At 42.4% G+C, this 21493-nt stretch carries 38 protein-coding genes and 1 pseudogene; 4 read left to right on the top strand and 35 right to left on the bottom strand.

Translation table 11 applies throughout. The annotated features are described in order from the left end of the window. Positions 1-9 precede the first annotated feature (9 nt). From AC3G2T_RS27945 to AC3G2T_RS28100, 32 genes are all read right to left on the bottom strand, one after another. On the bottom strand, positions 10-225 hold the full coding sequence (locus AC3G2T_RS27945; RefSeq protein WP_488437604.1) for a hypothetical protein: 216 nt from the start codon (positions 223-225) through the stop codon (positions 10-12). 9 nt (positions 226-234) lie between these two features. Beyond that, complete coding sequence (terL, locus tag AC3G2T_RS27950) at positions 235-1761, bottom strand: phage terminase large subunit (RefSeq protein WP_488437605.1); 1527 nt, start codon at positions 1759-1761, stop codon at positions 235-237. Beyond that, on the bottom strand, positions 1733-2266 hold the full coding sequence (locus AC3G2T_RS27955) for a terminase small subunit (RefSeq protein WP_488437606.1): 534 nt from the start codon (positions 2264-2266) through the stop codon (positions 1733-1735). Before AC3G2T_RS27955 ends, terL begins: the two co-directional genes overlap by 29 nt. 299 nt (positions 2267-2565) lie before the next feature. After that, the gene (locus AC3G2T_RS27960) at positions 2566-3030 is read right to left on the bottom strand and encodes a sigma-70 RNA polymerase sigma factor region 4 domain-containing protein (RefSeq protein WP_488437607.1); all 465 of its coding nucleotides are present in this window, start codon (positions 3028-3030) and stop codon (positions 2566-2568) included. A gap of 89 nt (positions 3031-3119) precedes the next feature. Beyond that, on the bottom strand, positions 3120-3395 hold the full coding sequence (locus AC3G2T_RS27965; protein WP_488437608.1) for a hypothetical protein: 276 nt from the start codon (positions 3393-3395) through the stop codon (positions 3120-3122). 2 nt (positions 3396-3397) lie between these two features. After that, entirely contained in the window at positions 3398-4441 is a 1044-nt protein-coding gene (locus AC3G2T_RS27970; protein WP_488437609.1) for a hypothetical protein, read from the bottom strand. Between the two features lie 109 nt (positions 4442-4550). Next, complete coding sequence (locus AC3G2T_RS27975) at positions 4551-4739, bottom strand: hypothetical protein (RefSeq protein ID WP_488437610.1); 189 nt, start codon at positions 4737-4739, stop codon at positions 4551-4553. 298 nt (positions 4740-5037) lie between these two features. Beyond that, entirely contained in the window at positions 5038-5391 is a 354-nt protein-coding gene (locus AC3G2T_RS27980; RefSeq protein ID WP_488437611.1) for a RusA family crossover junction endodeoxyribonuclease, read from the bottom strand. A gap of 5 nt (positions 5392-5396) precedes the next feature. Next, positions 5397-5525: a hypothetical protein gene (locus AC3G2T_RS27985; RefSeq protein ID WP_488437612.1), complete on the bottom strand. Its 129-nt coding sequence runs from the start codon at positions 5523-5525 to the stop codon at positions 5397-5399. A gap of 96 nt (positions 5526-5621) precedes the next feature. Beyond that, positions 5622-6146, bottom strand: a complete 525-nt coding sequence (locus tag AC3G2T_RS27990; RefSeq protein ID WP_488437613.1) for a replicative helicase loader/inhibitor — start codon at positions 6144-6146, stop codon at positions 5622-5624. Then, positions 6124-6921, bottom strand: coding sequence for a hypothetical protein (locus AC3G2T_RS27995; protein WP_488437614.1), 798 nt, complete (start codon positions 6919-6921; stop codon positions 6124-6126). The genes AC3G2T_RS27990 and AC3G2T_RS27995 overlap by 23 nt, the downstream gene beginning before the upstream one ends. Positions 6922-6932: 11 nt before the next feature. Continuing rightward, positions 6933-7331, bottom strand: a complete 399-nt coding sequence (locus AC3G2T_RS28000; RefSeq protein ID WP_488437615.1) for a YopX family protein — start codon at positions 7329-7331, stop codon at positions 6933-6935. Positions 7332-7488: 157 nt separating this feature from the next. Then, positions 7489-7704, bottom strand: coding sequence for a hypothetical protein (locus AC3G2T_RS28005; protein WP_488437616.1), 216 nt, complete (start codon positions 7702-7704; stop codon positions 7489-7491). Beyond that, positions 7701-7964, bottom strand: a complete 264-nt coding sequence (locus AC3G2T_RS28010; RefSeq protein ID WP_488437617.1) for a hypothetical protein — start codon at positions 7962-7964, stop codon at positions 7701-7703. The genes AC3G2T_RS28005 and AC3G2T_RS28010 overlap by 4 nt, the downstream gene beginning before the upstream one ends. 105 nt (positions 7965-8069) lie before the next feature. Beyond that, positions 8070-8228 (bottom strand): hypothetical protein, encoded by a 159-nt coding sequence (locus AC3G2T_RS28015; protein ID WP_488437618.1) that lies wholly within the window; start codon positions 8226-8228, stop codon positions 8070-8072. Between the two features lie 47 nt (positions 8229-8275). After that, positions 8276-8557: a DUF7352 domain-containing protein gene (locus AC3G2T_RS28020; protein ID WP_488437619.1), complete on the bottom strand. Its 282-nt coding sequence runs from the start codon at positions 8555-8557 to the stop codon at positions 8276-8278. 18 nt (positions 8558-8575) lie between these two features. Continuing rightward, a complete protein-coding gene (locus AC3G2T_RS28025) occupies positions 8576-8881 on the bottom strand; it encodes a hypothetical protein (protein WP_488437620.1) in 306 nt (101 codons plus the stop codon). 23 nt (positions 8882-8904) lie between these two features. Beyond that, positions 8905-9492: a BC1872 family protein gene (locus AC3G2T_RS28030; protein WP_488437621.1), complete on the bottom strand. Its 588-nt coding sequence runs from the start codon at positions 9490-9492 to the stop codon at positions 8905-8907. A 281-nt stretch (positions 9493-9773) separates the two neighbouring features. Then, positions 9774-10043, bottom strand: coding sequence for a hypothetical protein (locus AC3G2T_RS28035; protein ID WP_488437622.1), 270 nt, complete (start codon positions 10041-10043; stop codon positions 9774-9776). Next, entirely contained in the window at positions 10027-10194 is a 168-nt protein-coding gene (locus tag AC3G2T_RS28040; protein ID WP_488437623.1) for a hypothetical protein, read from the bottom strand. The genes AC3G2T_RS28035 and AC3G2T_RS28040 overlap by 17 nt, the downstream gene beginning before the upstream one ends. A 57-nt stretch (positions 10195-10251) precedes the next feature. Next, positions 10252-10548: a hypothetical protein gene (locus AC3G2T_RS28045; protein ID WP_488437624.1), complete on the bottom strand. Its 297-nt coding sequence runs from the start codon at positions 10546-10548 to the stop codon at positions 10252-10254. A gap of 226 nt (positions 10549-10774) precedes the next feature. Then, on the bottom strand, positions 10775-11182 hold the full coding sequence (locus AC3G2T_RS28050; protein ID WP_488437625.1) for a hypothetical protein: 408 nt from the start codon (positions 11180-11182) through the stop codon (positions 10775-10777). 12 nt (positions 11183-11194) lie between these two features. Continuing rightward, positions 11195-12007 (bottom strand): hypothetical protein, encoded by an 813-nt coding sequence (locus tag AC3G2T_RS28055; protein ID WP_488437626.1) that lies wholly within the window; start codon positions 12005-12007, stop codon positions 11195-11197. Positions 12008-12508: 501 nt separating this feature from the next. Then, entirely contained in the window at positions 12509-13093 is a 585-nt protein-coding gene (locus AC3G2T_RS28060) for a hypothetical protein (RefSeq protein ID WP_488437627.1), read from the bottom strand. Next, a complete protein-coding gene (locus AC3G2T_RS28065) occupies positions 13090-13422 on the bottom strand; it encodes a hypothetical protein (protein ID WP_488437628.1) in 333 nt (110 codons plus the stop codon). The genes AC3G2T_RS28060 and AC3G2T_RS28065 overlap by 4 nt, the downstream gene beginning before the upstream one ends. 9 nt (positions 13423-13431) lie before the next feature. After that, positions 13432-14100 carry an ERF family protein gene (locus tag AC3G2T_RS28070; RefSeq protein ID WP_488437629.1) on the bottom strand — a complete coding sequence of 223 codons (669 nt, stop codon included), beginning with the start codon at positions 14098-14100 and terminating at the stop codon, positions 13432-13434. Next, positions 14084-14326, bottom strand: a complete 243-nt coding sequence (locus AC3G2T_RS28075) for a hypothetical protein (RefSeq protein ID WP_488437630.1) — start codon at positions 14324-14326, stop codon at positions 14084-14086. The genes AC3G2T_RS28070 and AC3G2T_RS28075 overlap by 17 nt, the downstream gene beginning before the upstream one ends. A gap of 45 nt (positions 14327-14371) precedes the next feature. Then, positions 14372-14512: a hypothetical protein gene (locus tag AC3G2T_RS28080; protein ID WP_488437631.1), complete on the bottom strand. Its 141-nt coding sequence runs from the start codon at positions 14510-14512 to the stop codon at positions 14372-14374. Between the two features lie 247 nt (positions 14513-14759). Then, on the bottom strand, positions 14760-15026 hold the full coding sequence (locus AC3G2T_RS28085) for a hypothetical protein (protein WP_488437632.1): 267 nt from the start codon (positions 15024-15026) through the stop codon (positions 14760-14762). 270 nt (positions 15027-15296) lie between these two features. Beyond that, the gene (locus AC3G2T_RS28090) at positions 15297-15443 is read right to left on the bottom strand and encodes a hypothetical protein (RefSeq protein WP_488437633.1); all 147 of its coding nucleotides are present in this window, start codon (positions 15441-15443) and stop codon (positions 15297-15299) included. A 58-nt stretch (positions 15444-15501) separates the two neighbouring features. Continuing rightward, a complete protein-coding gene (locus tag AC3G2T_RS28095) occupies positions 15502-16320 on the bottom strand; it encodes a phage antirepressor KilAC domain-containing protein (RefSeq protein WP_488437634.1) in 819 nt (272 codons plus the stop codon). A gap of 36 nt (positions 16321-16356) precedes the next feature. Then, positions 16357-16563 (bottom strand): helix-turn-helix domain-containing protein, encoded by a 207-nt coding sequence (locus tag AC3G2T_RS28100; RefSeq protein WP_488437635.1) that lies wholly within the window; start codon positions 16561-16563, stop codon positions 16357-16359. A gap of 168 nt (positions 16564-16731) precedes the next feature. Here AC3G2T_RS28100 and AC3G2T_RS28105 point away from each other — a divergent pair, with 168 nt between their 5' ends. Together AC3G2T_RS28105 and AC3G2T_RS28110 are read left to right on the top strand one after the other, a co-directional pair. Further along, positions 16732-17112, top strand: coding sequence for a helix-turn-helix domain-containing protein (locus AC3G2T_RS28105; protein WP_488437636.1), 381 nt, complete (start codon positions 16732-16734; stop codon positions 17110-17112). Between the two features lie 204 nt (positions 17113-17316). Then, a complete protein-coding gene (locus tag AC3G2T_RS28110) occupies positions 17317-17526 on the top strand; it encodes a helix-turn-helix transcriptional regulator (protein WP_488437637.1) in 210 nt (69 codons plus the stop codon). 341 nt (positions 17527-17867) lie between these two features. On the opposite strand, the gene AC3G2T_RS28115 is transcribed toward AC3G2T_RS28110, so the two are convergent. Then, positions 17868-18155: a LytTR family transcriptional regulator DNA-binding domain-containing protein gene (locus AC3G2T_RS28115; RefSeq protein WP_488437638.1), complete on the bottom strand. Its 288-nt coding sequence runs from the start codon at positions 18153-18155 to the stop codon at positions 17868-17870. 115 nt (positions 18156-18270) lie between these two features. On the opposite strand from AC3G2T_RS28115, the gene AC3G2T_RS28120 reads away from it, so the two are divergent. Continuing rightward, positions 18271-19134 (top strand): hypothetical protein, encoded by an 864-nt coding sequence (locus AC3G2T_RS28120; RefSeq protein WP_488437639.1) that lies wholly within the window; start codon positions 18271-18273, stop codon positions 19132-19134. Positions 19135-19377: 243 nt separating this feature from the next. After that, complete coding sequence (locus tag AC3G2T_RS28125) at positions 19378-20967, top strand: recombinase family protein (RefSeq protein ID WP_488437640.1); 1590 nt, start codon at positions 19378-19380, stop codon at positions 20965-20967. 18 nt (positions 20968-20985) lie between these two features. Here AC3G2T_RS28125 and AC3G2T_RS28130 read toward each other — a convergent pair. Together AC3G2T_RS28130 and AC3G2T_RS28135 are read right to left on the bottom strand one after the other, a co-directional pair. Next, positions 20986-21216, bottom strand: a pseudogene (locus tag AC3G2T_RS28130) (manganese catalase family protein); the annotation flags it as partial. A 20-nt stretch (positions 21217-21236) separates the two neighbouring features. Beyond that, complete coding sequence (locus AC3G2T_RS28135; RefSeq protein ID WP_488437686.1) at positions 21237-21491, bottom strand: spore coat protein CotJB; 255 nt, start codon at positions 21489-21491, stop codon at positions 21237-21239. Positions 21492-21493 lie beyond the last annotated feature (2 nt).

A 21493-nucleotide genomic window follows, 5' to 3' on the forward strand; every position in this document is an offset into this window, starting at 1 on the left:
AAAACACCGTCATTGTACGGTGTCATCCTCAATATCCGGGTCATCGAAATAGCTCATCGCCTTCCTGCGCTTCCGTTCCGGCTCTTCTGGCTTCGGCTGCATAGAAGTGTATTCACGATAATCTCGAGCCATGAGCTTATCTGTTAGCGTGTCAATTGTATGCTGCTGACGATACATGATAAAGCCCATGATTGCGGCTATGGCTACGAATGAAATGTATTCCATGGTTTCACCTCACCAAAACGTATTTGCACTTACATTGTCGTCGTCATCGTCTCTGTCGAAACGATTGCCCAAACTCCGTACTCGTTCTTCTTCCATCGGTAGCGCAAGTACGTGGACGATCTCCCCGGCCATTGACGCAGTATCGACCACATCATCATGTTTTCCCCTTGGAAAGCTAAGAAGTTCGTCCTCTACATCCGTCAAATTCAGCATATTTTCACGATGCCACACTTTACCAACTTCATAACGCGCAGCAATAACGAGTGATCGTGTCACCTTGTCTTTGTCAACCTTGATCGGTCGAATACTCATACCCTCACGCTTGCATTCTTGGATCAGGTTGGTGCCGAATGTCTTGTCCTCAATCGCCTGAAACCGCGGCCTATACCGGTACGCCATCTCCTTCATTAGCGGCTTTTGGTCAGGTCCGGTTACATGCGTACGGTATGCGTCGTACCATAGTAGGTCATGGTCGGGGGTGACGTACCATGTAGAAACGACAAAGTAATCATTGATCGTCTTCTCGCTATTGGCTGTATCCACCGTCTGAAACGCCCAGCATTTATCCTTGTCATATCGTTTTTCGCCTACGATGAAGTACGGGATGCTGTGAATCATTTCCTCTCGGAAGTAACGGAAGTGCTCGCGTTTGAAGATCGTTCCGCCCGCAGCATTCGGACGCTGTTGGTAGAGTGCATTTGCCACGTATGAACCAACGTCAGAAAATATTTGTAGCATCCGCTCACGTGTGAATCCAAACTCGGGCCATAGCGCCTCGCCTTCAGCGCGTCCGAGGTAATCGCCTTCTTCCGCAAGAGCCGGGAAGTTAATCACTGTCCAGCGTTCACCTACATGCGTGCCAGTTTCGATTTCTTCGCGCTCTTTCTTGAGCAGTCGCCCAACAAGGTCGTCTTCATGCCAGCGTGTCATAACAACGATAATCCGGCCATCAGGTGTTAATCGGGTGTATAAGGTTGATTGATACCAGTCCCATACTTTCTCACGCATAACTTCGGAGTTGGCTTCCTCCGCATTCTTGACCGGATCGTCAATGATCGCTATTCGTGCACCCTTCCCTGTGATTGGCCCACCTACGCCGGCAGCAGTCACACCCCCCCTGTATCCATCAATGCCCCACGATTCAGCGGATTGATTGTTCTTGTCAACGCTCACATCAAAAATGCTTGTATGGCTCATCAACGTGTCTCTCGCAATACGAGAAAAGCCCCGACTCAGGTCAACCGAGTATGAGGCTAATATAATTTCATCGCCGGGATTGCGTCCCGCATGCCATGCAGGGAACTTTTTCGACACTCGCTCCGATTTGCCATGGCGTGGCGGCATCGTCACAATCACTCGGCGCAATTCTCCCACAGATACTTTCATTAACGTTTCGTCTAGGACATCTAAGTGTTTACCTTCTGCGTCTCTAAACTCGCTATCATAGTCAATAAAATATGAAAAATCACGCCTTGCCAATTCATAAGTAGCTTGCTCTTCAATCAAATCAAGTTGTTGCTGACTTAGTTTTAGCATAGGCCTTCAATTCCTCTACACTTAATCCACTCATATCTATCTTATTGGTCATTTGACCAGAGTGTTCAATGTCTTGTTTATCAGTCCAATGACCATAGTTGTTTTTGAGATTGAATATGATTCCGGTCATGTTTCTTGCGCCTTTATCAAACAGTTGCTCCTCAGTATAATTCTCGATACGAGCTTTCGCATGTTTTATCGTGTCAGAAAATCCATCACGATCTTCATAATCGAGAAGCGTTTCCCTTGTCGTTCCGAGATATACTGCTAGTCCAGATATTGTAAATGGTCTAACTTGTTCACGCATTATTATCCCATATCTATCCAATCGTGGATGCCACTCAATCTCTCCATCTTTATCTGCTCTAGAATCCCAAATTTCCTCAAAACACGAATTAAAATATTCGTCAATCCTTACCTGCAATTCGGCAGCAGATTCAAATTTTAGCGGCCTACCAACGGAATTGTTGGTTTTCCTGCGCTTTTTATCCGTGGTATTCGCCATCCTATCCACCACCATTCATAGTTTTATGCACAAACAAAAGTATAAAACCAATTTTCTTCTCATTTCACCGCATTTTTATTCACACAAATGTATAAAGTGTCACTCATCATTTCCACGCACAAATAAATAAACAGCAAAAAGGAAGCAGAACACGGATAGCGTGCTGAGCGCTGTATCCATATTCTCACTTCCCCTATGTAACGATGAGTAGTGACGCAAAGGCTGATCATGCGGCCGCCCTACGTCATCACACTCTCGATGATGTAAATATACCATGGAATGGGGTGCATGTAGGGGTGCTAAAAAGTGCACACCCTTTCATGTGTTTCAATTTCTGGCACTTTCGTGAATCTCAGCGCATCAGTTAGCGTTTTGAGTCCCATTCTGTGATGACGCTTGACTGTATCCAGGCTGCAAAATCTGATCGTTTGAATCTGTTTCAGCGTCATTCCCTTGAACCATTTGTTTCGTATCACGGTTTGCTGATCATCAGTCAAAAGAGCGATCGCTCCTTCGATCTCTTCGACTGCAGCTTTGTATTTGAGATAGTCGATATGATCATTCGTGCTTGTATACCCCATATCAGCCGCCTTTCCGACGATAGCGAAGAATCTCTCCGGCGCTCCTGATCCACTCGGCATGGCACTGTAGTTTGCAATACCTGCACTTGGAACGGGTTTATGGCGTTCGTAGACATTTACCGCGTATTTGTATGCTGGGTATTTTGTCAGTAGTTCTGTTACTTTGTTTTTGTCTATGCTCATGTATGTTCACCTCACATAAAAAGATTTTATCCGGCCCCCGCTGACGCTGGGTAATGCGGTCGAAACGGAGGCCTTCGGCCAAACCCATACTAAAGTTCCTTAACCACTACTGGAGACTCAGGCCATATACTTTCATACGTCGCTTCGAAAATATCCGGCTTACATGGATAGAATTCACCCTTCACACCTTTGATAATCCAATCATTCAAACTAGCCTCCATCACGCCTTCTAGTGTCGGTATCAGTAACTTTTCACCTTGACGATCAAGATATTCAGTACCCATTAAATAAAGCACTTGGTGTGGATTGTCTCCCTTCCACTGAATGGCCTCAATCACAACCGGCTTTTTTCGATAAAATCCCATGACTATGCCACCTGACCTTTCACCAATCCGTACTCGGTCGCAAATTGTGCGAGTCTTTCTTCAAGCTCTGCTTTCGTGATTCCCTGATCCGAGCTAGTTTCAAGTTGTCCGGTAGCCAATCCAGTTTGTATGGACGGTATGGACGATTCAGGTGCTTCGGCTGCTGGGATGATGGGAAAGGTAGACCCCGTTACGCTGGTTTGATCCTCAGTAGGCGTTGTAGTGCTATCGCTATCCGTTGTTGGAGTGGCAGTTTCGGTAATCCCATTGTCTTGGCGAAACTGGCTTACCTCGGATTCCTGAATGACAATATAACTTTTGATTGCATAACTAGGAATCGTAATCGTTTCGCCTGTGGCCGCAACAACCGCGGTGTAAGAACGCACATAGAATTCATTATCCGGCTTCACATCGTACACCGTGCGTTCCCTTCTGATCTTTGTATCTGTCTCTTCCTTCATGCGCTTTTCTTCTTCGGTATTCGTTGTTTTAACGCCCGCACTTGCCGATTTAATCTGCTCTTGCAGTTGTGAAATCGTTTGGTTCGCTTCTTCAAGCAGGTTTGCTGCATTGTCCCGAGCCTGCGCCGTGTATGTGTGTTCCAGGCGTTCCTGGTTAAGTTGATTTGTAACGGATTGAAGTTCCGCATTTGCTTTTTGATATCTTGCTGTTACGTCACTGATTTCCGTCTGCGAATCAGCAATTTGTTTGCTCAAATCATCAACTTTGGCTTGGAAAAAACCTTTGATTGCGATTGTAGCAGCCTGATAAAACATTTCGTCGATCATCACATCACGTAATCTCATTCCGTTGCTCACAATAAGGTTTTCAAGCTCGCTATTGAAATCGTCGATGGTTTGGGCAACCCTATCCTCATGAGCCTGCTGAATCTGCACCTGTGCAGCCTGTTCCTGCTCAAGATCACGTTTGGCCTCATCGAGCGCCGCCGACGTTTGCGAAATGGACGTTTCATTCCTCGGACTTTGTGCATTGAGTGCGTCAAGTACAGATTGCAATCTTGCGATTTTTTCCTGATTAGTTTCCATGTTTCAGCCTCCGAAAAGTCATATTTTTCTATCTTAATTATACCACATTTTTCAATTCGATAACAGCTAATTTTCTTTGTTTTTCGTCCATTTTCTTCTTTATTCTTCGTTAATCACCACCTTTAAAAACTCGTTTTGGTGATGCTATATCAAGGGACACAGCGCCCGGGTTTTGGTAGAATCCAATAGCATTTGTCGGCTGCTGCTTGCTTTCCAGTGCCTCAACTCGCTGCATGAGTTGGACGATGTATTTCTTTGCTATCGGGCATTCTATCATTGCTAGTTCTGATAGATTCATTTTCACCACCACCTCTCCAAACCGATTTAACGGCGTCTGTGACGCGTTTTGAATCACGTATGAATATTTCATCGTCCGACACTATAATCACGCCTGTATGCCTCCCTGAAAGACTCTGAACGGTGCTTATGAATGATTCCATGCTATCATGCCTTCCTTTCGAGAATTTGTGCTGTTTGTAACATCGCCAGGAGTATGATTCCTGAGACTATAGCATCCGAAGTCCTGTCTGATAGCCAATGGACCAGCAACATAAAAAATTGAGCGATACAGATTGCGTAATAAACATACTTGATTTTCACACGCTCACCTCAATATCAATTTCTATCCGCGGGTTCTGCTTGTCCACGCGAAACCGATGGGTAATATCTCCGATGTTGTTCCATCCGTCGTTGCTTAGCATGCCAGCCTTCACCAGTCCGTCGAATATGAACTTCTGGCCGCCCATCACATTGTCTTTGTCTTTACGTCGATCCGGACAGTACCATGTGATTGTATAATCGGCCGGCGGCAGTTTCGGAAGTTTGGCCTGTTTAGCAACGATAGCGATAAACTGCGTATACGATTTCTTCATGTCATTGTACACATGCCGGTTATTGTTGCTGGCGCTCAATATCTCGTTGGTTCCCGGTAGCGTTCCTGGAATGATCATTCGCATCACATCACCCGTTTGACCACAATGTTCTTGAAACAGGGCACCAACCTTCTTAGGTCAGCTTCAGCAAGCTCTCTGGTCAATTGCGGCGGCGTCAACTTTCGGTTTTTGTAGAATACTGTGTATCTCATGCGGCATCACCTCCTCCGCTTGGTTTGGGGAATACGATGGGGCGGCGCGGTTTCTTTTTGGTTGGTTTCATGGTTCGTTCATCTCCTTTTTTTCGTTTAAGCACCATCTTGTAAAAGCATTTTTTCACTGTGTAGCTTTTGCATTAAATCTTTCGTGCTTTGCAACATCAAAGCATCATCCCGATCCCTTTTGGCTAACACTTCATACACTTTCAAAAAATGTGCTCGGTCTGCCATTTCATTTTCAGATCGACATAACGTAATGAATCCAATGGAATCAACAACTTTTCTTGTAATTCTGTCTAACGAATTCATAGCTTTCTCGACGTTATAGCTCCCGTATTTTCGGATTGCGGTGCAGACATCACCCCAAGCTTCGATTGCCGTTTTCTCACGGAACACTGTGATATCCACAATCCTCGCCCGAACATCTGCAATGGTTGGAGGGTACACGGATTCAGCAATAAACTTTTCAATGGCTGCTTCTGCGATATAATATTCTGTGTCCGCGAGCATTTTAGACCAAAGCGAAATTGTCAGTTCTTCTTTATCTTTTTCAGGCCAGTTACGATAATTAACAGAACATAATGCTATAAGTTTAATAACTTCCGTTTGCTTCACGCCTTTCCGCCTCCTCCGCCTGTCTATAAAGTTCTTGAATTTTATTTACAGTTGATGGTTTGCTTTGAGCTTGTCCGCCATTAATAACCGTGAGTCTCTTTTTTTCGAATTCATCAAACACCCATCCTATGAGAACGTGATAGTCTGAAGTGTATTTCGTTTTCTTAGAGCATTTATAGTTGTTCAGCTTTTCGATGCCCCACTTCACTCCTTCCTCGTTTCCGTACTTCACAATTAATTTTTCGTACTCTTCTTTTGTGAGGGTCACTTTATCAGCGTATATATCTTTAATTACTTCTTTTTTTACCTTCTTTACCTTAATATCTTTCTTTACATTATTATTATTGTTCCCCGACTGTTCCAACACTGTTCCAACACTGTTCTGATGTTGTTCTAAGTTACGTTCCAAGTTATCAGTTTTGTAATTACCAAAACCTTGATATAACTCGTATTTCAACACCGTGAAAACCGTTCCAAGTTCATGCGATTTCGTGCATATCCTTTGCTCACGCTCTAACTTCTTGATGCAACGGTTTATCACGGAGGTTGAGTATGTTTTGACTTGCCGATTTTCGATGTAGGTAAGATCTTCTTGTAACTTTCTGGTCGATCTTAACCATTGACCGCGTTCGAGAACTAAATCATCTGACACCCTAACTCCTTCTTCTGAGAAAACGGCATTACCGTATATCAGGAAGAATAATCGAAACTCGACGATGTTTTTCCAAATGGGATTCCCGAATAATTCCCGGCTGGTTAAGAATGCCCCATTCACCTCTATCCCTCCTACTCTAATAGTTCTGGATGCTCGTATATCGAACCAACATATTCGTAGTCATCGTATGCTGCTATCTCTCCCTGCAATAACCCTGGCAAGACATGGCCACTCTTCAAGCTTCTAACAGCGAAACCAAGACTATGTTGAAACCACTCAATTACATAATGTCGATTATCTTGCTTGTACACATCACCTTCATACATTTCCCGACCTTTCCCGTTACGGTCGTGTAGGCCGGTGAATTGCATGAGCTCAAAGTCAGATAATCGAAGTTTATGGAATCCCTTGTCCTCAATCGGCATATAAACTCCTATAACCTTTGTATCGAAATTAATGCTCTCTACCATTTCGCTTGGTACCATTATGTTAAGTGGCTTGAAATATGCCCTAAACTTAATTTGTCTCATGCCAGCACCCCACAGTATTTAAGTATCTTCTTCCCGTACCTATAGAGAATAGGCCAGTGTAAGTCCTTTAGGACGATCATATGTGCTTTGATGGATATAAACTTCGTCTCCATCTTCCCGAGCCTCTGCGCGGCTCCTTGTTCGTCTGGATGGATGTTCATTGGATACCTCTTTTTAATGCTGCAATAGTTTCTGGGTGCCCGATAATCGTGTTTCTCATAACGAACAAATCCTTTTTCGGTGTAATGGTGAAGCCGTAGCGTTTGGCCCATTTCTTATTTATGCGTTTCTTCCGATGCTTGCGGTTCTGATTTTTGTTGATCATGTTCTTGTCTTCGATTATCTTCATTCCTTTGAAGTATCCGTTGTTCATTCCTCTTCATCCTTCCTTTCCACTGGTCCAATTAGCTCCCATCCCACATATGATTGATACCCTTCTTTATAGCTAACATCAAGGATTGCGCCAACTTTTGGAGCCATTGCTGGATTGATGATAGAGCCCATTGAAAGTACCTTATCGACTCGTAATTTAAATTTGTTCATGTCATGCACTTTTTCATAGTTAATCAGTGTCACCAACCACTCGCAGCCCATTTCCAAGTAAATGTACTGTTTATAGATTTCATATTTCATTTAGATTCCTTCCTTTCCAGACCTTATTAGACCTTATTCGGCCTCCGCTGCGCTAAGTATTGCGGTCGAATCGGTGGCCTCCGGCCTATGAGTTAACGTCGTTCATTATCCGAAGTAAACGCGGAATCGCTGCAATGGCGTAAATAGTTCCAAGTGCATTAATTTCCTCTTGCCTTTGCCAAATAAATAGGCAGTCGAACCAATGTGCAGACAAACATTGCAATTTTTTGCTTGCGTATGCATACAGTCACGAATAATTTTCATATAAGTTCCTCCCTTTGTGATCCGACCGAATCCTCCGGCCAGTTAAGTTACTTAATATTCAGATCTGTAAAAATGTGAAATATTATATCGCCATTCTGTAAGCTAACTGTCCCCAAGAACCGATATGTATCAATATTCTCGGGTAATTGATGACCTGTTCCAAACACTAAAATTACTACCTTCTCTGTTTGAACTTCCAGACTTTCAACCAGTGCATAAATGTTTATCCAGCCTCGCTGTTCTTGCACTGAAATGATTCTCGATCCAAACGGCAATTCAAGTAGCTGTGATGTCTGCGGCAATACAGGGAATTTGTAAATTGTTTTCATGACTTCCTCCCAAGTTCTTTAATATTCAGTTTTAGGCTGTTCTGGGATAATAAGTGGAGTCCAATGTGTGTGATAGTCCGGCCAATCTGCGTAAAGCGGCGATCCGCAATACGGCGGCTCTTCAATCGGGAATGTCCACCACAACACATCGCCATAATCTTCATGCCATTCATCAATCGGGCGCGGGACCGCTGGACCGAAGAGGGTTCGCATCCTTTCCGCAATATCCGATGCATTGCACAATAGTCGAAGCCGGACATTACTATCACCCTCTAACTCAAAATCATGCGTTATAGCCAAACTTCCGACCATAGTCCACTTCATACCAACACCTCCTAAAGATTGTTTTATTTCCCTTCCATTACTGCTAGTAGAGCTGCTTTACAGATCCTTTCCGGATTTACAAACCAAAAGACATCTGGCCATGCAACCGTTGCTTCATTGGTTCCGATATATTTTGTAAGTACCTGAAGATTATCAAGGAATAACCGTCGTTTACTGAATAGATGATCTTTCATCTTCTCTACTACTTCCCATGCTGCTGATATGTCGGTGGAGTAATGCGGTATATCAAGCCACACACCATCATTCAAGTAAATTGCAAGAGATTCCCATGCGCCCTTACGATAATCGACTTCATAGCCGAGCGCCTTACATATCGCGACATCCAACTCTCGCCCCGGCACCATCGCCAATATATCCTCTCGGGTAATCCTTCTTCCCTTCTCCCGTTCATATTCATCATGTGTCTTGAATTTGAAATCAGGATTTTTACACTCGCATGTTGCAAACCACTGCGACCAGTTAGTTTTTCCGCATTTCGCACAAAACAATTGTTCTTTTTGTGTCATCGTTCTTCTTCCTTCCGGCTTAGTATAGTGGCAGTAACAAGTTTCATCGTCATCAGGGCATAGTTCGCATCTTTCAGTGCTCATTTGGTTTTTCTTCCTTCCCTTGTGATATATAAACCTTATACGGCCTCCGTCCCTTTGGGACTAAGTAGTTCGGTCGAATCGGTGGCCTACGGCCTATTATGGACACTTGCAGTATTTATCTGGTCTTTTGCAGTAATCACACATTTCAACCAATTCCATTTGTGGATCATCACCCTCACACTGTTCGCAATAAACCTTAATTGGGTATCCGTTATCATCTTTCATTGCATCACGTTCCGCCCAACAGCATTTAGTCAAAAGTCGTTGCATGGTCATTCCTCCTAGTTATAGATCTTTAATGTTTCTCCAGAACCGCCGCAATTATCACAAACCGCATCATAACCAGTTCCATAACCAGAAAACCCACATCCTCCGCACGTACCACATGTTTCAGTTTCATGTTGCAATTCATCAATGTCATGCGTTGCAGTCCATTTCCAACCACTCCCCATGATCCAAGTGACTGCTGCTTTGTTGCCGCAAACAAAATCAACTGTGCCCGGTCTAGTATTTTTTGTTCCGATCGGCATAACCTTATCGCCCGTTTTCATAGCTATTCCTCCGTTCGTTAGCTGCTCCGGTTTCCCATGCAAGTTCGATGTATTCTTTTATAAAGTTGATTTCGTATTTTTTAAGTCCGCTAAGTTCTTTCTCAATACGCTGAACTGCATTGTTTATCCAAACGTCTTTAGTCTTTATCATTTGTTATTCATCCTTTCTTCGAATCGACCCGAACTACCCAGCGTAGCGGCAGCCGTATCAGGTTTCTTTCCCTTGTATTTGTTGGAGGGCAGTTTCAGCAATTTCAGATATGTCATCAAGGATATGTGCAGTTGTTTTATCGCCGTTTGATCCATAGCCATTTGCTGCTGTTGTGAGTTCAAAATCGATCCGTTCCAACGCCTCTATAAGCAGTTTATTTTTCTGTTGGAGGGTGCGGTTATCCTCAATCAGCTTCAATGCTGCATTTGCTGCATATGTGAAAGGTGACTGATAGCGACCGCGGTATGGTTCGTATTCATGTTCCATCTTCTTTATCTGTTCTTCTGTTAGCATTAGGTATTTCACTCCTTGAAAGCAAGTTTAAATGCATTCATTAACGTCTTTAAGCGGAATGCTTCTTGTTCCTCTGTTCTTTTCGTTGGACGTTCTATGGCTCGAATTTCTGCGCTGTTACAAGCTTCACAAATCGGCTTACTGAACTTTGTTGTTATGGATGGAGATTCTTCACAGTAGTAGCAGAGCAATGGTTTCACTCCTTTTGTACGGCCCCCGTAGGGGCCTATTTATTTATCGTAAGATACATCGCCAAGCATCTATCAGCAGCAGAGGCATGAACTAATGGTGCCAATGTCTTGTAGGTGCCTATCGTCGCTCCTGTAATGTCCATGAGGTTATGGATGTATGTCCCGACCACATCACCCATTTGCATGATCTTTTCTTCTGCTTCCATAGCCGCTTCAATTTTGTCGAATTTCGTATACAAGGGTTTTTGATAGAACTTCCCACGGAATTCGACTCCTCTCGGTTGTTCATGTACCCAATGAATATGTTTTCCTTTAACCCCAAAAGAAGATGGATACAGCCACCAATTTAATTCGCTTGTTGGTATGTAACCCATAATGTTTTCACATATCCAATCATCTTTCTGCCCTTGCGACATTGCTTCCCAGGCTTCTTGGTTAGTCATCTATTGTGCTCCTTAGATTATTTTTCCACCATGTCGCTGCGGCCGTGTTGCATTGTACGCCATCTTTTCAGCGATAGCCCCTTCAAGATCGATGCCGTAACGACCACAAGCATCAAATACCCGAATTACTACGTCAGCCAGTTCAGAAGGAATGCCGCATGGTTTCCATGTTGGGTCGGGCTGGTGACGACGCTCTTGAAACGTTGTTTCGTCCTTCTTCTCATACCAGACTTGCGTAACCGCCATCCCGTTTCGGTAATCTTCCAGGGCTTCTGATAACTCCGAATGCATTAAAGCGATCAGTTCACCAAACGATCTTTCTTCTTGCCACCAGCCTTTGGACACCGCATTATTATGGGCTTCTGAAACTAATTGGTTGATGGTTTTATTTCGTTCCCACAGAATCAGTTTACCGTCCTGATAGTCGTCAGCGTACTCCCCGTTTAGTGCCAAAGCCAAAATACAGAACGTTTCATCGTCGCCGGCGTTTTTAATTTCTTCTTCTGTGACTCCGACCGCAAGGAGCTTGCTGCGATTCTCCTCATTATTTTCGACAAGGATATAGGCATCATCTCCCCCTTGTTGATCGATTACCTCCAGGCTGTTAAGTACGTCTAATACTGCTTGTTTGTTCATAGTAAATCCTCCATTTTGATTATTTTTAGGTAAATGATCAAGGCATAAGAACTGATATGGCGGATCGTTTTCGGCTGAGTAAATAACGGCTGGCTTTCCACACGCACACCAAAACCTCGAAATATCGTCTTTTAATTGGCCGTCTTCACCACGAACTACTTTTCCATGTCCTTGCTCTGGAATATCCATGATTTTATGTCCTCCCTTGTATTTGATTATTTAAATGGTGTTCATCAGAACAAACTTAGCTGCCGTTCAGCTTGTTCCCTCTACTGCAGGTGTTTTGCTCGCCTGTCAAAATCCCTAAAGGCTTGCTTTCGGTAAACTCCGCTATTGATCCAATCCCTTAAAGCTCGAACATGAAACGGCTGTGGCTTGCCTCGTCCATCCACTCCTACACGCCCATTCAAATCCCGGTAGAGCATTGGATATATCTCGCAGCCGAGCGATCGGAGACATTCAACCCTTGCAAGGTCCTCTTCTTCCGTCGTGTTGTATCCTATCAGCATGTAAAAAACCAAATGATGCGATGGTATGCCAAAATCATTAAGCAGCTTCACTTTCTCGGGAACCACAATTTGTTCTTTCCCTCCTATGGGTGAGAGGATAATGGTTTCCTCAGAAAATATTGTATTCGGCCACCGCTATGCTGAGCATATTCGGTCGAAACGGTGGCCTCCGGCCTTGTAGTTACGATATTTCTTCTAATTCGACGCTTTTCTCTAACACTGATTCAAAACGTAACTGAATGAACTGAACAAGAACTTGATACTGCTTTGCAATTGGATTATCGGTATGTCTCCGCAGAACGGCTTTCTCAAACTCTGCCAATGAACCTCGGAAGCAACCCCTCGTCACCTCGATAGTCTGTTCTGATGTCACATAAGCGGTTAACATGCCATATTCAGAACCCACAGATGAGAACCATGCGACATGTTCTCTGGAAATAACCCGAGCATTGCCGGACACCCGAGCATCGCCGTACACCCGAGCATCGCCGTACACCTGAGCATTGCCGGACACCCAAGCATTGCCGTACACCTGAGCATTGCCGGACACCCGAGCATCGCCGTACACCCGAGCATCGCCGTACACCTGAGCATTGCCGGACACCCAAGCATTGCCGTCGTGATCCAGGTTCTCTTCTTTCTCAATCCAGCCGCCAAGCTCACCTTCTTCGATGTCGTGTTCATCAATGGAACGAACGGCCTTGATTTGATAGAGTGTGACACCAAAGTAATTTTTCGTTGTTTCGGTCAATACATATTTTTTCATTTCGCTTCCTCCTGTAATTTCCGTTTATATTTAATACCTTCCGGCGTTTCATCCAGCCATTTGTGGCAATTTAAACAACTATCTAGCAGATCAGCAGCAGTCGTGCGATGATTCAATTTCTTCCTACCTGTGATATGTGCTTGCTGTACGGCAGGAGCGCCGTTACAACGCTCCCTTACCTCACATATGCCACCAGATCGCAGCCGCACCTCTTTCCTTACCTTGTCGCTGATATCGCCCATTTGCTTCTGTGTGGGCTTCACGCGCTTCCTGTACGTCTGCTTCTCTTTGGTATACTGCCGTACTGGTTCTTGTGTTAGGTTTATCATGGATTCACCTCATACAAGAACTGCTTCATATGCATTTAGGAAGTTGATAAATTCACTAGCCTGCTTTTTTGTCAATTGCTTGATATCTGTATTTCCTTCGCTATTTTCAGCGATAATCCGTTTGAAATCTTCTTCTGTAATATGTTTTTCACCCTTAAGCTTATGTGCGTATCTAACCTGAGCATCAGATATTCCGCCTATAATTCCTGTGGCCAAATGTGATTGATATTGAGGAGGATTTGTAGGTTGTGCCTGTCTCGGCTGTTCATTTCGTGCCGGAGGTTGAGAAGCACTGTTACCATCATCATCGTCGCCCAATGACAAGGATAGTGCAGCTGCATAGCTATAGCGACGTGCATAAGTAATTGCCGATCCAGCCCCTTGAGGATCAAGTTTCACTGCTTTTAGTGTCAATGGTTCAGATTCTATCCACTCGCCAGACTCGTGTAGAATCATAGTTCTTACGGTTACTTTCTCTCCATCACCGCCAGGAAATTGCATTATGGTTAATCCGTGTTTATTAAGCAAAGGCTTGGTTTCATCGATCATATGATCAAGCGTTGTATATGATGATTTGAAATGGGGATTTGTCCCATCTTTTTCAATGGCCTTCACTTCTCCGCTAAACGCTACAAGTGCCGCCGAAATTTTACCGATCGTTTCACTCTTGTTGCACATTAGGCTCATCCTCCATTTCTTCTTTCGTTACTTTGATCCTGGCGTACCGATAGCATTCTTTATCTATTGGTGCATATTGATTGTTTAACAAAAATTCGCTAGCATCTGCCATATCTCGGAATGTCATAGCATTATCTAAATCTGTTGTAAGACCATCGCTTCTTCGGTTGATATAGGAACCCTTGTACTCTTTATGGGCTATGATAATTCGAATTTTTGTTTGCACACTTCCCACCTCAATGTGATATAATAAGAACCAATTTAGATTTACTTATGCGCTGACTACTTTGGTCAGTGCTTTTTTATATTCCAACCGGTATACGATCATGCGGCAATAAAGGCGTAATGTACGTTCATTCTCTGTAATAGCAGTAAGTCTGAATAAATTACGGATTTGCTCATCGATATTCATCTTTCACACCTCCTTCCTCAGTAGGTGCCATATCGTCATAACCTTTGCGCCGCTTACGCGGTGTTCATGTTCGGTGCAAGATAATTATTTCTTCATGGACTTCGACGGTATACATTCTCTGCTTCCTCCTCCGTGTAGAAATCGAATTGGAAGTACATTTCACCCGCGATTTTCTTTGTTAGTTCTTTCAATAGACCGAGTGACTTTGCCGCCAAAATGAAGTATCCAATTGGAGCGTTGTTTGTCATCATGCCGGCACCATCACTTCCGTAGCTGCGTCCAATTCAGCATTCAGGATCATTTGCTGATCTGGAATTTCATGTACTCGATTTCTTGAAAGGTATTGCTGAATGGCATACGCAATTTCTTCGAGTTGTTCGTCGGTGGCTTCGATCCCGATTTCAGAGCCGCCAGACATTAGTTTCAAGAATGCGTTGCGTAGATACGTAGTTTTTGGATCAACTTTGGCCTCAAAATAGCCGGCTGTGATATCAATGGTCATGTCGGTTTTCATAGTCATTACTCCCCTTTATGCAACCTCTATAATTTTTTGATCACGTTGTTTAGCTTCCCATGATTCAATATCAATGACTTCCGTAGGAACACTGCACATTGCGTCAAGCATGCATTCTGTACAATGTGGCTGTTTATGTGTGAATACGAAATACCTTGCTTCATTTGAACACCCAGCGCATTTCATCGTTTATCGCCTCCATGTAAACTTTAGTAAACATTTATAGTTACTTGTGGTAGAATGATTTAGGCTTGTCCATTCTGGAAAAGGCTAGCTAGCCTCATCCATTTCGTCACAAAGTGTCCAGAATGCATCTGTCAGCATATCTTCATCAATTTTCACCTGTTCCATTGTCCGTGATTCTACGTATGTCCAGTCGATTTTGATGCTCGTATTGCCGATTCTCATTTCCTGCATCTGTATCACCTCCGGTATTATGTGTATGCTTGGGTTGGAGTGGGACTAACCTTGTTTTTTATGCCGCAGGAAGTTTGCCATGATCTACAAGCAATTTGTGTATGAATGCCATACCCTTGGCTGTGACGAGCGTCTGCTGTTTGTTTTCGATTCCACTTGTTGCGTGAGTGATACTGTATTGCCGTACATCGAAGTATCCGCGGTCAATGTACTCTTGGTATGGAAGATTGTTTATGCGAAGTACTTTCTGCTCTCGTAAGAAAGCGAACAGTTTATTGCGTCCATATCCGATAGTTTTGGATACGCGTTCCATCGTCATGTTGTTTTTGGCATTCATGGCTACGTCATAAAGAGCAACTTTTGGGGCTTGGGTTGTCAATTGCTGTTCTTGATATGAAGTTTGTTGAAGAAGTAATCTTTTGTCATTCTCCAAACTTTCATTTTTCTCTGCCAAGTCAGCAGCTAATCGCAAAGCTTCAGGTAATGTTTGTGGTAGGTTGAATTGTGGTTGGGTCGGTTGAATACTGTATGATCCTGTTCTACGGACAGAAGGAAGAACTTCACCAGTAACCCAACGTTTGAATTCTTTTGCCTTAGCTTTAATTTCAGGGTTATTACCTTGTTTAGCAGCGCCGAAGATTAGACTGTAAAGGCCGGATTCATTGGTGAACTTCTTTTGTTGTTTTCTTCCGAGAGAATCGATGACTCCGTAGACGGCGGAGTCATCCTCTTCAACATGATTCGAAACAGCATCATGCGGTTTGTTGAACCCTAATGAAGTAGCTGCTTCCGTTGCGCCAAACCATTCAACTCCATCGACAATAATTACTGGAAGCTCACCAAAAATCGGATGTTTAAATAATTGAGGCTTGTTCATTAGTACTCACGCTCCTTTTTATTTCTATTTTAGAAATCATGCAGCCAAAAAAATTTCTTTTAATTTTAGTTTCAATTTTGTTGCTAATACTGGCATGTGTTCTGCGCGAAATTTGTATGTCCCATTCTCATACTTGTAATAAGTTGATGCATTTTTTAAACCTAGTGACGCAGCCATTTCAGCCAATGTAAGTTTCATTTCTTTTCTTCTTTGTTTGATTAAAACATAATTAATGTCTTTCATTTGTATCACCACCTATATTTCTATATTAGAAATAACTCACACTTTTAATATACATTTCTATTTCAGAAATGTCAACAACTAAAATTCCAATATAGAAATATAATTTTTCTTTTTTAGAAATTTGACTTAAAATTTATTATATGGTGCTTGAAAATGGAGGTTGCCAAATTGAAGACTGGTGATAGAATACGTAAACTTCGTGAAAGAAGGGATTGGTCTCAAAAAAAACTAGCGGATATGGTGGGGATTAATACAAGTGTTTTTAATCGTATTGAAGCTAATACCCGAAAAGTTAGAACTGATGAGCTCGTAAAGATAGCTGAAGCATTAGATACTTCTGTTGAATACCTTTCATGCAAAAGTGATGATCCGACTCCATTTATCAATGAAAACAAAGCATCTAATGCCCTTAATCGTGATAACAAAAATGAAACGATACTCCGTGAGATCGTAAATAAATACAATGTGGACTTGTCTATTCCAGGAACAAGAGAAAAACTAGAACAAATCATTCATCTTGTTCTGGATGATCATTCGAAAAAGAAATAATAAAAGTACACAATTCTTCAACGCTTACATTTAGATTGACTTGTGCGATTAATTCTTCAATTTCTTTGTTAGTATCCACCATAAGCGCACCTCGATCTTGTTTAGTAATTCAAAACAACTTGTTTTTAATATTCTAACACGAACACGCGTTTGGTTAAAAGGTAGATAAATTCCAGAAATCAAAATAATTTAGGGTGAAGAACATTGCGTCTCCGAATCGGGAGATGCCTTCTATCAAAACTCCTTAAAGAAGCTAAACTCACGCAGGCCGAACTAGCAGACAAGATAGGAATGTCGGAGTCAACGATATCCCATTACACAAACAAACGTAGGATCATGTCTCTAGAAAGCGCCAAGGTCATAGCAGACGCATTACGTGTGAGAATAGAGGATCTTTATGAATGGATTGACTAGAAGGCGTGAGTAGGTAACTACTACTCATCCCCGGCGGAAACTTTACTAAAGCGTAAACTTTTATTTAATACAAATACACGTTGATAAAGATGACATCATGGACCGTTAGGTCATCGCGTTGCCTTTGTCCTTAATATGGACGAAGTAATCATTACCATAAAATTCGTTGTATATATATTATTTAAGTCCATCACCTCTAACTTTCTATGTAAGCTTTATCTTTGTAAGATAGATCATAACACAAAAAATCGAATTATGTTGTCGATTTATCGGGAAGGATTGAACAGATTGTGTTACACTATCGGTAACGACTTCGACAAACATGTCTAATTATGTCGAAATTAGTCGAAAAACTGCTTAAGGTGCGATCTCGAAACCGGGCAGAACTTCGTTTTTTCTTCATCAAAATACACTTTCCGCGCCTTCCGATCCCTAGAAACTATTTTGCCAACCTGTACAAACTTGTTCGAATCTGCTCGCTCAAAGCCGAACTGGCCGAGAAGTAGTTCAAGCTGCTTTGTCAACGGTCCGATATGCGTTTCCTCTGTTGTATGTATTACGATTCGACGTTTAACGACCTGGACATATAGAATGTTATTTTCCAATATAATCGCCTCCAATATCATCATTGCCGCGGGACGATCATATATACATGATTCGATTTGTGTGGTAAAATTTAGGCAATTTGTGCATGTTTATAAGCAAATACCACAGCCGATGTGGATTTACTGAGGATGACTACAAATGAGTGAAGAAGACTGGCGAAAAAGGCCTATGATTATTGAATATTGGCCGGATAACATTGACTATGTTATGGGTATGGATGAGAGTGGATCATCAGATTTAAAGTCGATTAAAAGGAAGTTAATAAAAGGTGAAAATGTCGATCCAAATGATAAAGATTTCACTCTTACTGGCGTAATACTCGATGCAGAAAGATATACTAAGCTGAAATCAGATATGAATGATGTTAAGTATACTTTTTGGGAAGATGGATTGTGTGATTATAAAGGAACCATGAAGCGTGTATGCTTTCACTCAAGGGAAATAAGAAATAGAAAATACCCATTCAACACCATAGACTACCCGTCATTTATTACAATGCTTTCCAAAGTTATCGAGGAAACAAAAACAACTGTAATATCTTGCTATGTTGATAAAGAAAAGCATTATAAAAAATACGTGAATCCACACCACCCATACCATATTGCAGTTAGATTTATACTGGAACGATACTGCGAAGGATTAAATAAAGGTAATAAAAAGGGAATTATTATTATCGAATCTCGCGGTAAAGCAGAGGATAAATTTGTATTAGACCATATCGTAGAAATAATTGGAGAAGGTACTAATCAAAATAATAAATACCATTTCAGGAACCTTGTGGGGGTTTATTTCAATCCTAAATGGTGGAATTTAGACAATAGTCAATCTTCTTTTGTTATACTAGAATTAGCTGACATTATTTCGTTTCCTATCCATAAGTACGCAAGGAACAATTGTGAAATTGAATATAGAGACAAATCATTTGATGTCATAGAAAGTAAGTTATACAAATACCCTGATTATATTGGTTGGGGGCTTAAAATTTGGTCTCCAAAAAAATAAAAGCCGCCACAGCTTTATGCTGGACGGTCGACCGCGAAACCACGATCCCTATATTTATAATATCGTATTTATTTATTACTGTCAATTTCAAAGACGCAAATTTAATGTGCGAGCACCACATCTAGAAATCATTTAAAACCCTTTAGAATCAAGGTTTTTTAGGTGCGAGCGGTTTGTTATTCCAATAGCCGAAAATCTGTTTTACAATAGCCCTATACAGGGCTTTTTCTTTTAGGAGGACATATGGTTAAAGAACATTCAATGCCAAACGGCGAGTACTGCCTATACCTACGTAAATCTAGAGCTGATTTAGACGCGGAAGACCGCGGCGAAGGGGAAACATTGGAGCGTCATAAACGGATGCTCCTGGCGCTTGCTAAACGCCTCAAAATAAACATCACTCACATATATCAAGAAATCGTTTCTGGAGACCGTATTTCAGATCGTCCGGAAGTCATAAAGCTTCTGAATGATGTAGAAGATGGCAAATGGAAAGGTGTACTTGTTGTTGAAGTGGAGCGTCTAGCTCGTGGTGATACTATCGATCAAGGGGTCGTTGCGCAAGCATTCAAGAGCAGTTCGACATTGATTGTGACCCCCAACAAAACATACGATCCTAACGATGAATTCGATGAGGAATATTTCGAGTTTGGACTATTCATGAGCCGCCGCGAGTACAAAACGATTAAGCGTCGGCTACAGCGTGGCCGTGAAGCTTCTGCATCAGAAGGGAATTACATCGGAACTCGGCCTCCTTACGGCTACCAACTTGCTTATAACGAGCGTGAAGAGCGTTACTTGGAACCTCATCCAGAACAAGCTAATGTCGTTCGCATGATATTCGACTGGTATGTTCATGGGATCGAAGAAAATGGACAACTCATTGATATGGGGGGAGTTAAAATTGCTCGCCGGTTACAAGAGATGGGCGTTCCGACTTATCGCCAAACTACAAATTGGAACTTTAACGTCATTTTGCAAATTTTGAAGAACGAAGTTTATATTGGCCGTATTCAATGGAAAAAGTTGTCGCGTACCAAATCAAGCTCACCCGGTCGAAAATATGTAACAACTCAAAAGAGCAAAGAGGACTGGATAGACGTTCCTGGAAAACACGAAGCCTTGGTTAGTACCGATATATTTGAACGGGCCGCGGTAAAACTCAAGGAAAATTTGAGCAATCCGGTAAAAGAAGCGTACAAAATTGTAAATCCAATGGCTGGACTTATTTACTGTGGCAAATGTGAAAAAGCCATGGTTCTTAAACCATTCCCGAAATATCGTAAAACGCCTGGATATTCGATTATTTGCAACAATAAATTTTGTGATTGTAAAGGATCCAATTTCGATATCGTTGAAGAACGTATCCTCCAGGCTATTGAAGCATTACTGAAGCAATACAAAAAAATCGGGCAGCGTAAAACGAAATCAGATTCGAGCGACCAGGTTTATGAAACTGTACTCCAAAATCTGAGAAATGAACTTGTCCAATTAGAAGGCCAAAAAAGTACCCTGTTTGATTATCTAGAACGGAAGATATATGACGAGGATACATTCTTTGAGCGCTCTAAAAACCTTACTGAGCGCATTAAGAACACACAAGAGAAAATCAAACAAGCCGAGTTACAATTAACTGATGTAAAAAGTAAGGAGAAGACTCAAAAGGACATTATACCATCAATACAATTGGCCCTGAAAATGTACAGAAGTTCTACGGATCAGCAGCGGAAAAATGGAATTGTGAAGTCAGTACTATCTAGAGTGGAGTATGTAAAGGAGAAGCATCAGGTCGGGGATGATTTTGAAATTAAAATAACGCCTAGATTAAAGTAGATATCAACTTATGGTTTACTTGTATACCATTGTGGCAATCATTTCCAAATGCGCAAATTCCTCCGTACCGATGTCCGTCAGCAGCCCGATCACTTTGTCGGGTATGGAGTACCGCTGATTCAAGTACCTGAGCGCCGCCGCCAGCTCCCCATCCGCTCCGCCGTACTGTTCAAGCAGCAGTTTTGCCATATACGGATCGCATTTGCTGACGCGAACCGGATATTGCAGTTTTTTTTCATAAATCCACATCCGCTAAACCTCCTCACCCTTCAGACCTGCCATGGCCAAGGCGCTTCCACCCACTGCCACGGGTATTTGGAGAAACTTTGGCCGTACGCCTTTAACGGGCCGAATTCCATTTCAAAATGTTGGACGAGATGCATTCTTTTTTCCGCAAACTGATTGTATTGATGAAGTGCGTCATAATCGTCCGGATGAGTGTCCAAATACAGCGTCAGTTCGATCAGTACAAAGTCCACCGTTTGCAGGTCATGAAGCTGCCTGTAGTATTCGTCCGAGCGCATTT

It is taken from the genome of Paenibacillus sp. sgz302191, assembly GCF_057749925.1.

Bases quoted from the DNA above. Each gene is read 5' to 3' on its own strand.
- AC3G2T_RS27945 (WP_488437604.1), bottom strand. From the start codon at position 225: ATGGAATACATTTCATTCGTAGCCATAGCCGCAATCATGGGCTTTATC.
- terL (WP_488437605.1), bottom strand. From the start codon at position 1,761: ATGCTAAAACTAAGTCAGCAACAACTTGATTTGATTGAAGAGCAAGCT.
- AC3G2T_RS27955 (WP_488437606.1), bottom strand. From the start codon at position 2,266: ATGGCGAATACCACGGATAAAAAGCGCAGGAAAACCAACAATTCCGTT.
- AC3G2T_RS27960 (WP_488437607.1), bottom strand. From the start codon at position 3,030: ATGAGCATAGACAAAAACAAAGTAACAGAACTACTGACAAAATACCCA.
- AC3G2T_RS27965 (WP_488437608.1), bottom strand. From the start codon at position 3,395: ATGGGATTTTATCGAAAAAAGCCGGTTGTGATTGAGGCCATTCAGTGG.
- AC3G2T_RS27970 (WP_488437609.1), bottom strand. From the start codon at position 4,441: ATGGAAACTAATCAGGAAAAAATCGCAAGATTGCAATCTGTACTTGAC.
- AC3G2T_RS27975 (WP_488437610.1), bottom strand. From the start codon at position 4,739: ATGAATCTATCAGAACTAGCAATGATAGAATGCCCGATAGCAAAGAAA.
- AC3G2T_RS27980 (WP_488437611.1), bottom strand. From the start codon at position 5,391: ATGATCATTCCAGGAACGCTACCGGGAACCAACGAGATATTGAGCGCC.
- AC3G2T_RS27985 (WP_488437612.1), bottom strand. From the start codon at position 5,525: ATGAGATACACAGTATTCTACAAAAACCGAAAGTTGACGCCGCCGCAA.
- AC3G2T_RS28000 (WP_488437615.1), bottom strand. From the start codon at position 7,331: ATGAGACAAATTAAGTTTAGGGCATATTTCAAGCCACTTAACATAATG.
- AC3G2T_RS28005 (WP_488437616.1), bottom strand. From the start codon at position 7,704: ATGAACAACGGATACTTCAAAGGAATGAAGATAATCGAAGACAAGAAC.
- AC3G2T_RS28010 (WP_488437617.1), bottom strand. From the start codon at position 7,964: ATGAAATATGAAATCTATAAACAGTACATTTACTTGGAAATGGGCTGC.
- AC3G2T_RS28015 (WP_488437618.1), bottom strand. From the start codon at position 8,228: ATGAAAATTATTCGTGACTGTATGCATACGCAAGCAAAAAATTGCAAT.
- AC3G2T_RS28020 (WP_488437619.1), bottom strand. From the start codon at position 8,557: ATGAAAACAATTTACAAATTCCCTGTATTGCCGCAGACATCACAGCTA.
- AC3G2T_RS28025 (WP_488437620.1), bottom strand. From the start codon at position 8,881: ATGAAGTGGACTATGGTCGGAAGTTTGGCTATAACGCATGATTTTGAG.
- AC3G2T_RS28030 (WP_488437621.1), bottom strand. From the start codon at position 9,492: ATGAGCACTGAAAGATGCGAACTATGCCCTGATGACGATGAAACTTGT.
- AC3G2T_RS28035 (WP_488437622.1), bottom strand. From the start codon at position 10,043: ATGAAAACGGGCGATAAGGTTATGCCGATCGGAACAAAAAATACTAGA.
- AC3G2T_RS28040 (WP_488437623.1), bottom strand. From the start codon at position 10,194: ATGATAAAGACTAAAGACGTTTGGATAAACAATGCAGTTCAGCGTATT.
- AC3G2T_RS28045 (WP_488437624.1), bottom strand. From the start codon at position 10,548: ATGCTAACAGAAGAACAGATAAAGAAGATGGAACATGAATACGAACCA.
- AC3G2T_RS28050 (WP_488437625.1), bottom strand. From the start codon at position 11,182: ATGACTAACCAAGAAGCCTGGGAAGCAATGTCGCAAGGGCAGAAAGAT.
- AC3G2T_RS28055 (WP_488437626.1), bottom strand. From the start codon at position 12,007: ATGGATATTCCAGAGCAAGGACATGGAAAAGTAGTTCGTGGTGAAGAC.
- AC3G2T_RS28060 (WP_488437627.1), bottom strand. From the start codon at position 13,093: ATGAAAAAATATGTATTGACCGAAACAACGAAAAATTACTTTGGTGTC.
- AC3G2T_RS28065 (WP_488437628.1), bottom strand. From the start codon at position 13,422: ATGATAAACCTAACACAAGAACCAGTACGGCAGTATACCAAAGAGAAG.
- AC3G2T_RS28070 (WP_488437629.1), bottom strand. From the start codon at position 14,100: ATGTGCAACAAGAGTGAAACGATCGGTAAAATTTCGGCGGCACTTGTA.
- AC3G2T_RS28080 (WP_488437631.1), bottom strand. From the start codon at position 14,512: ATGAATATCGATGAGCAAATCCGTAATTTATTCAGACTTACTGCTATT.
- AC3G2T_RS28085 (WP_488437632.1), bottom strand. From the start codon at position 15,026: ATGAAAACCGACATGACCATTGATATCACAGCCGGCTATTTTGAGGCC.
- AC3G2T_RS28090 (WP_488437633.1), bottom strand. From the start codon at position 15,443: ATGCAGGAAATGAGAATCGGCAATACGAGCATCAAAATCGACTGGACA.
- AC3G2T_RS28095 (WP_488437634.1), bottom strand. From the start codon at position 16,320: ATGAACAAGCCTCAATTATTTAAACATCCGATTTTTGGTGAGCTTCCA.
- AC3G2T_RS28100 (WP_488437635.1), bottom strand. From the start codon at position 16,563: ATGAAAGACATTAATTATGTTTTAATCAAACAAAGAAGAAAAGAAATG.
- AC3G2T_RS28115 (WP_488437638.1), bottom strand. From the start codon at position 18,155: ATGATGATATTGGAGGCGATTATATTGGAAAATAACATTCTATATGTC.
- AC3G2T_RS28120 (WP_488437639.1), top strand. From the start codon at position 18,271: ATGAGTGAAGAAGACTGGCGAAAAAGGCCTATGATTATTGAATATTGG.
- AC3G2T_RS28125 (WP_488437640.1), top strand. From the start codon at position 19,378: ATGGTTAAAGAACATTCAATGCCAAACGGCGAGTACTGCCTATACCTA.
- AC3G2T_RS28135 (WP_488437686.1), bottom strand. From the start codon at position 21,491: ATGCGCTCGGACGAATACTACAGGCAGCTTCATGACCTGCAAACGGTG.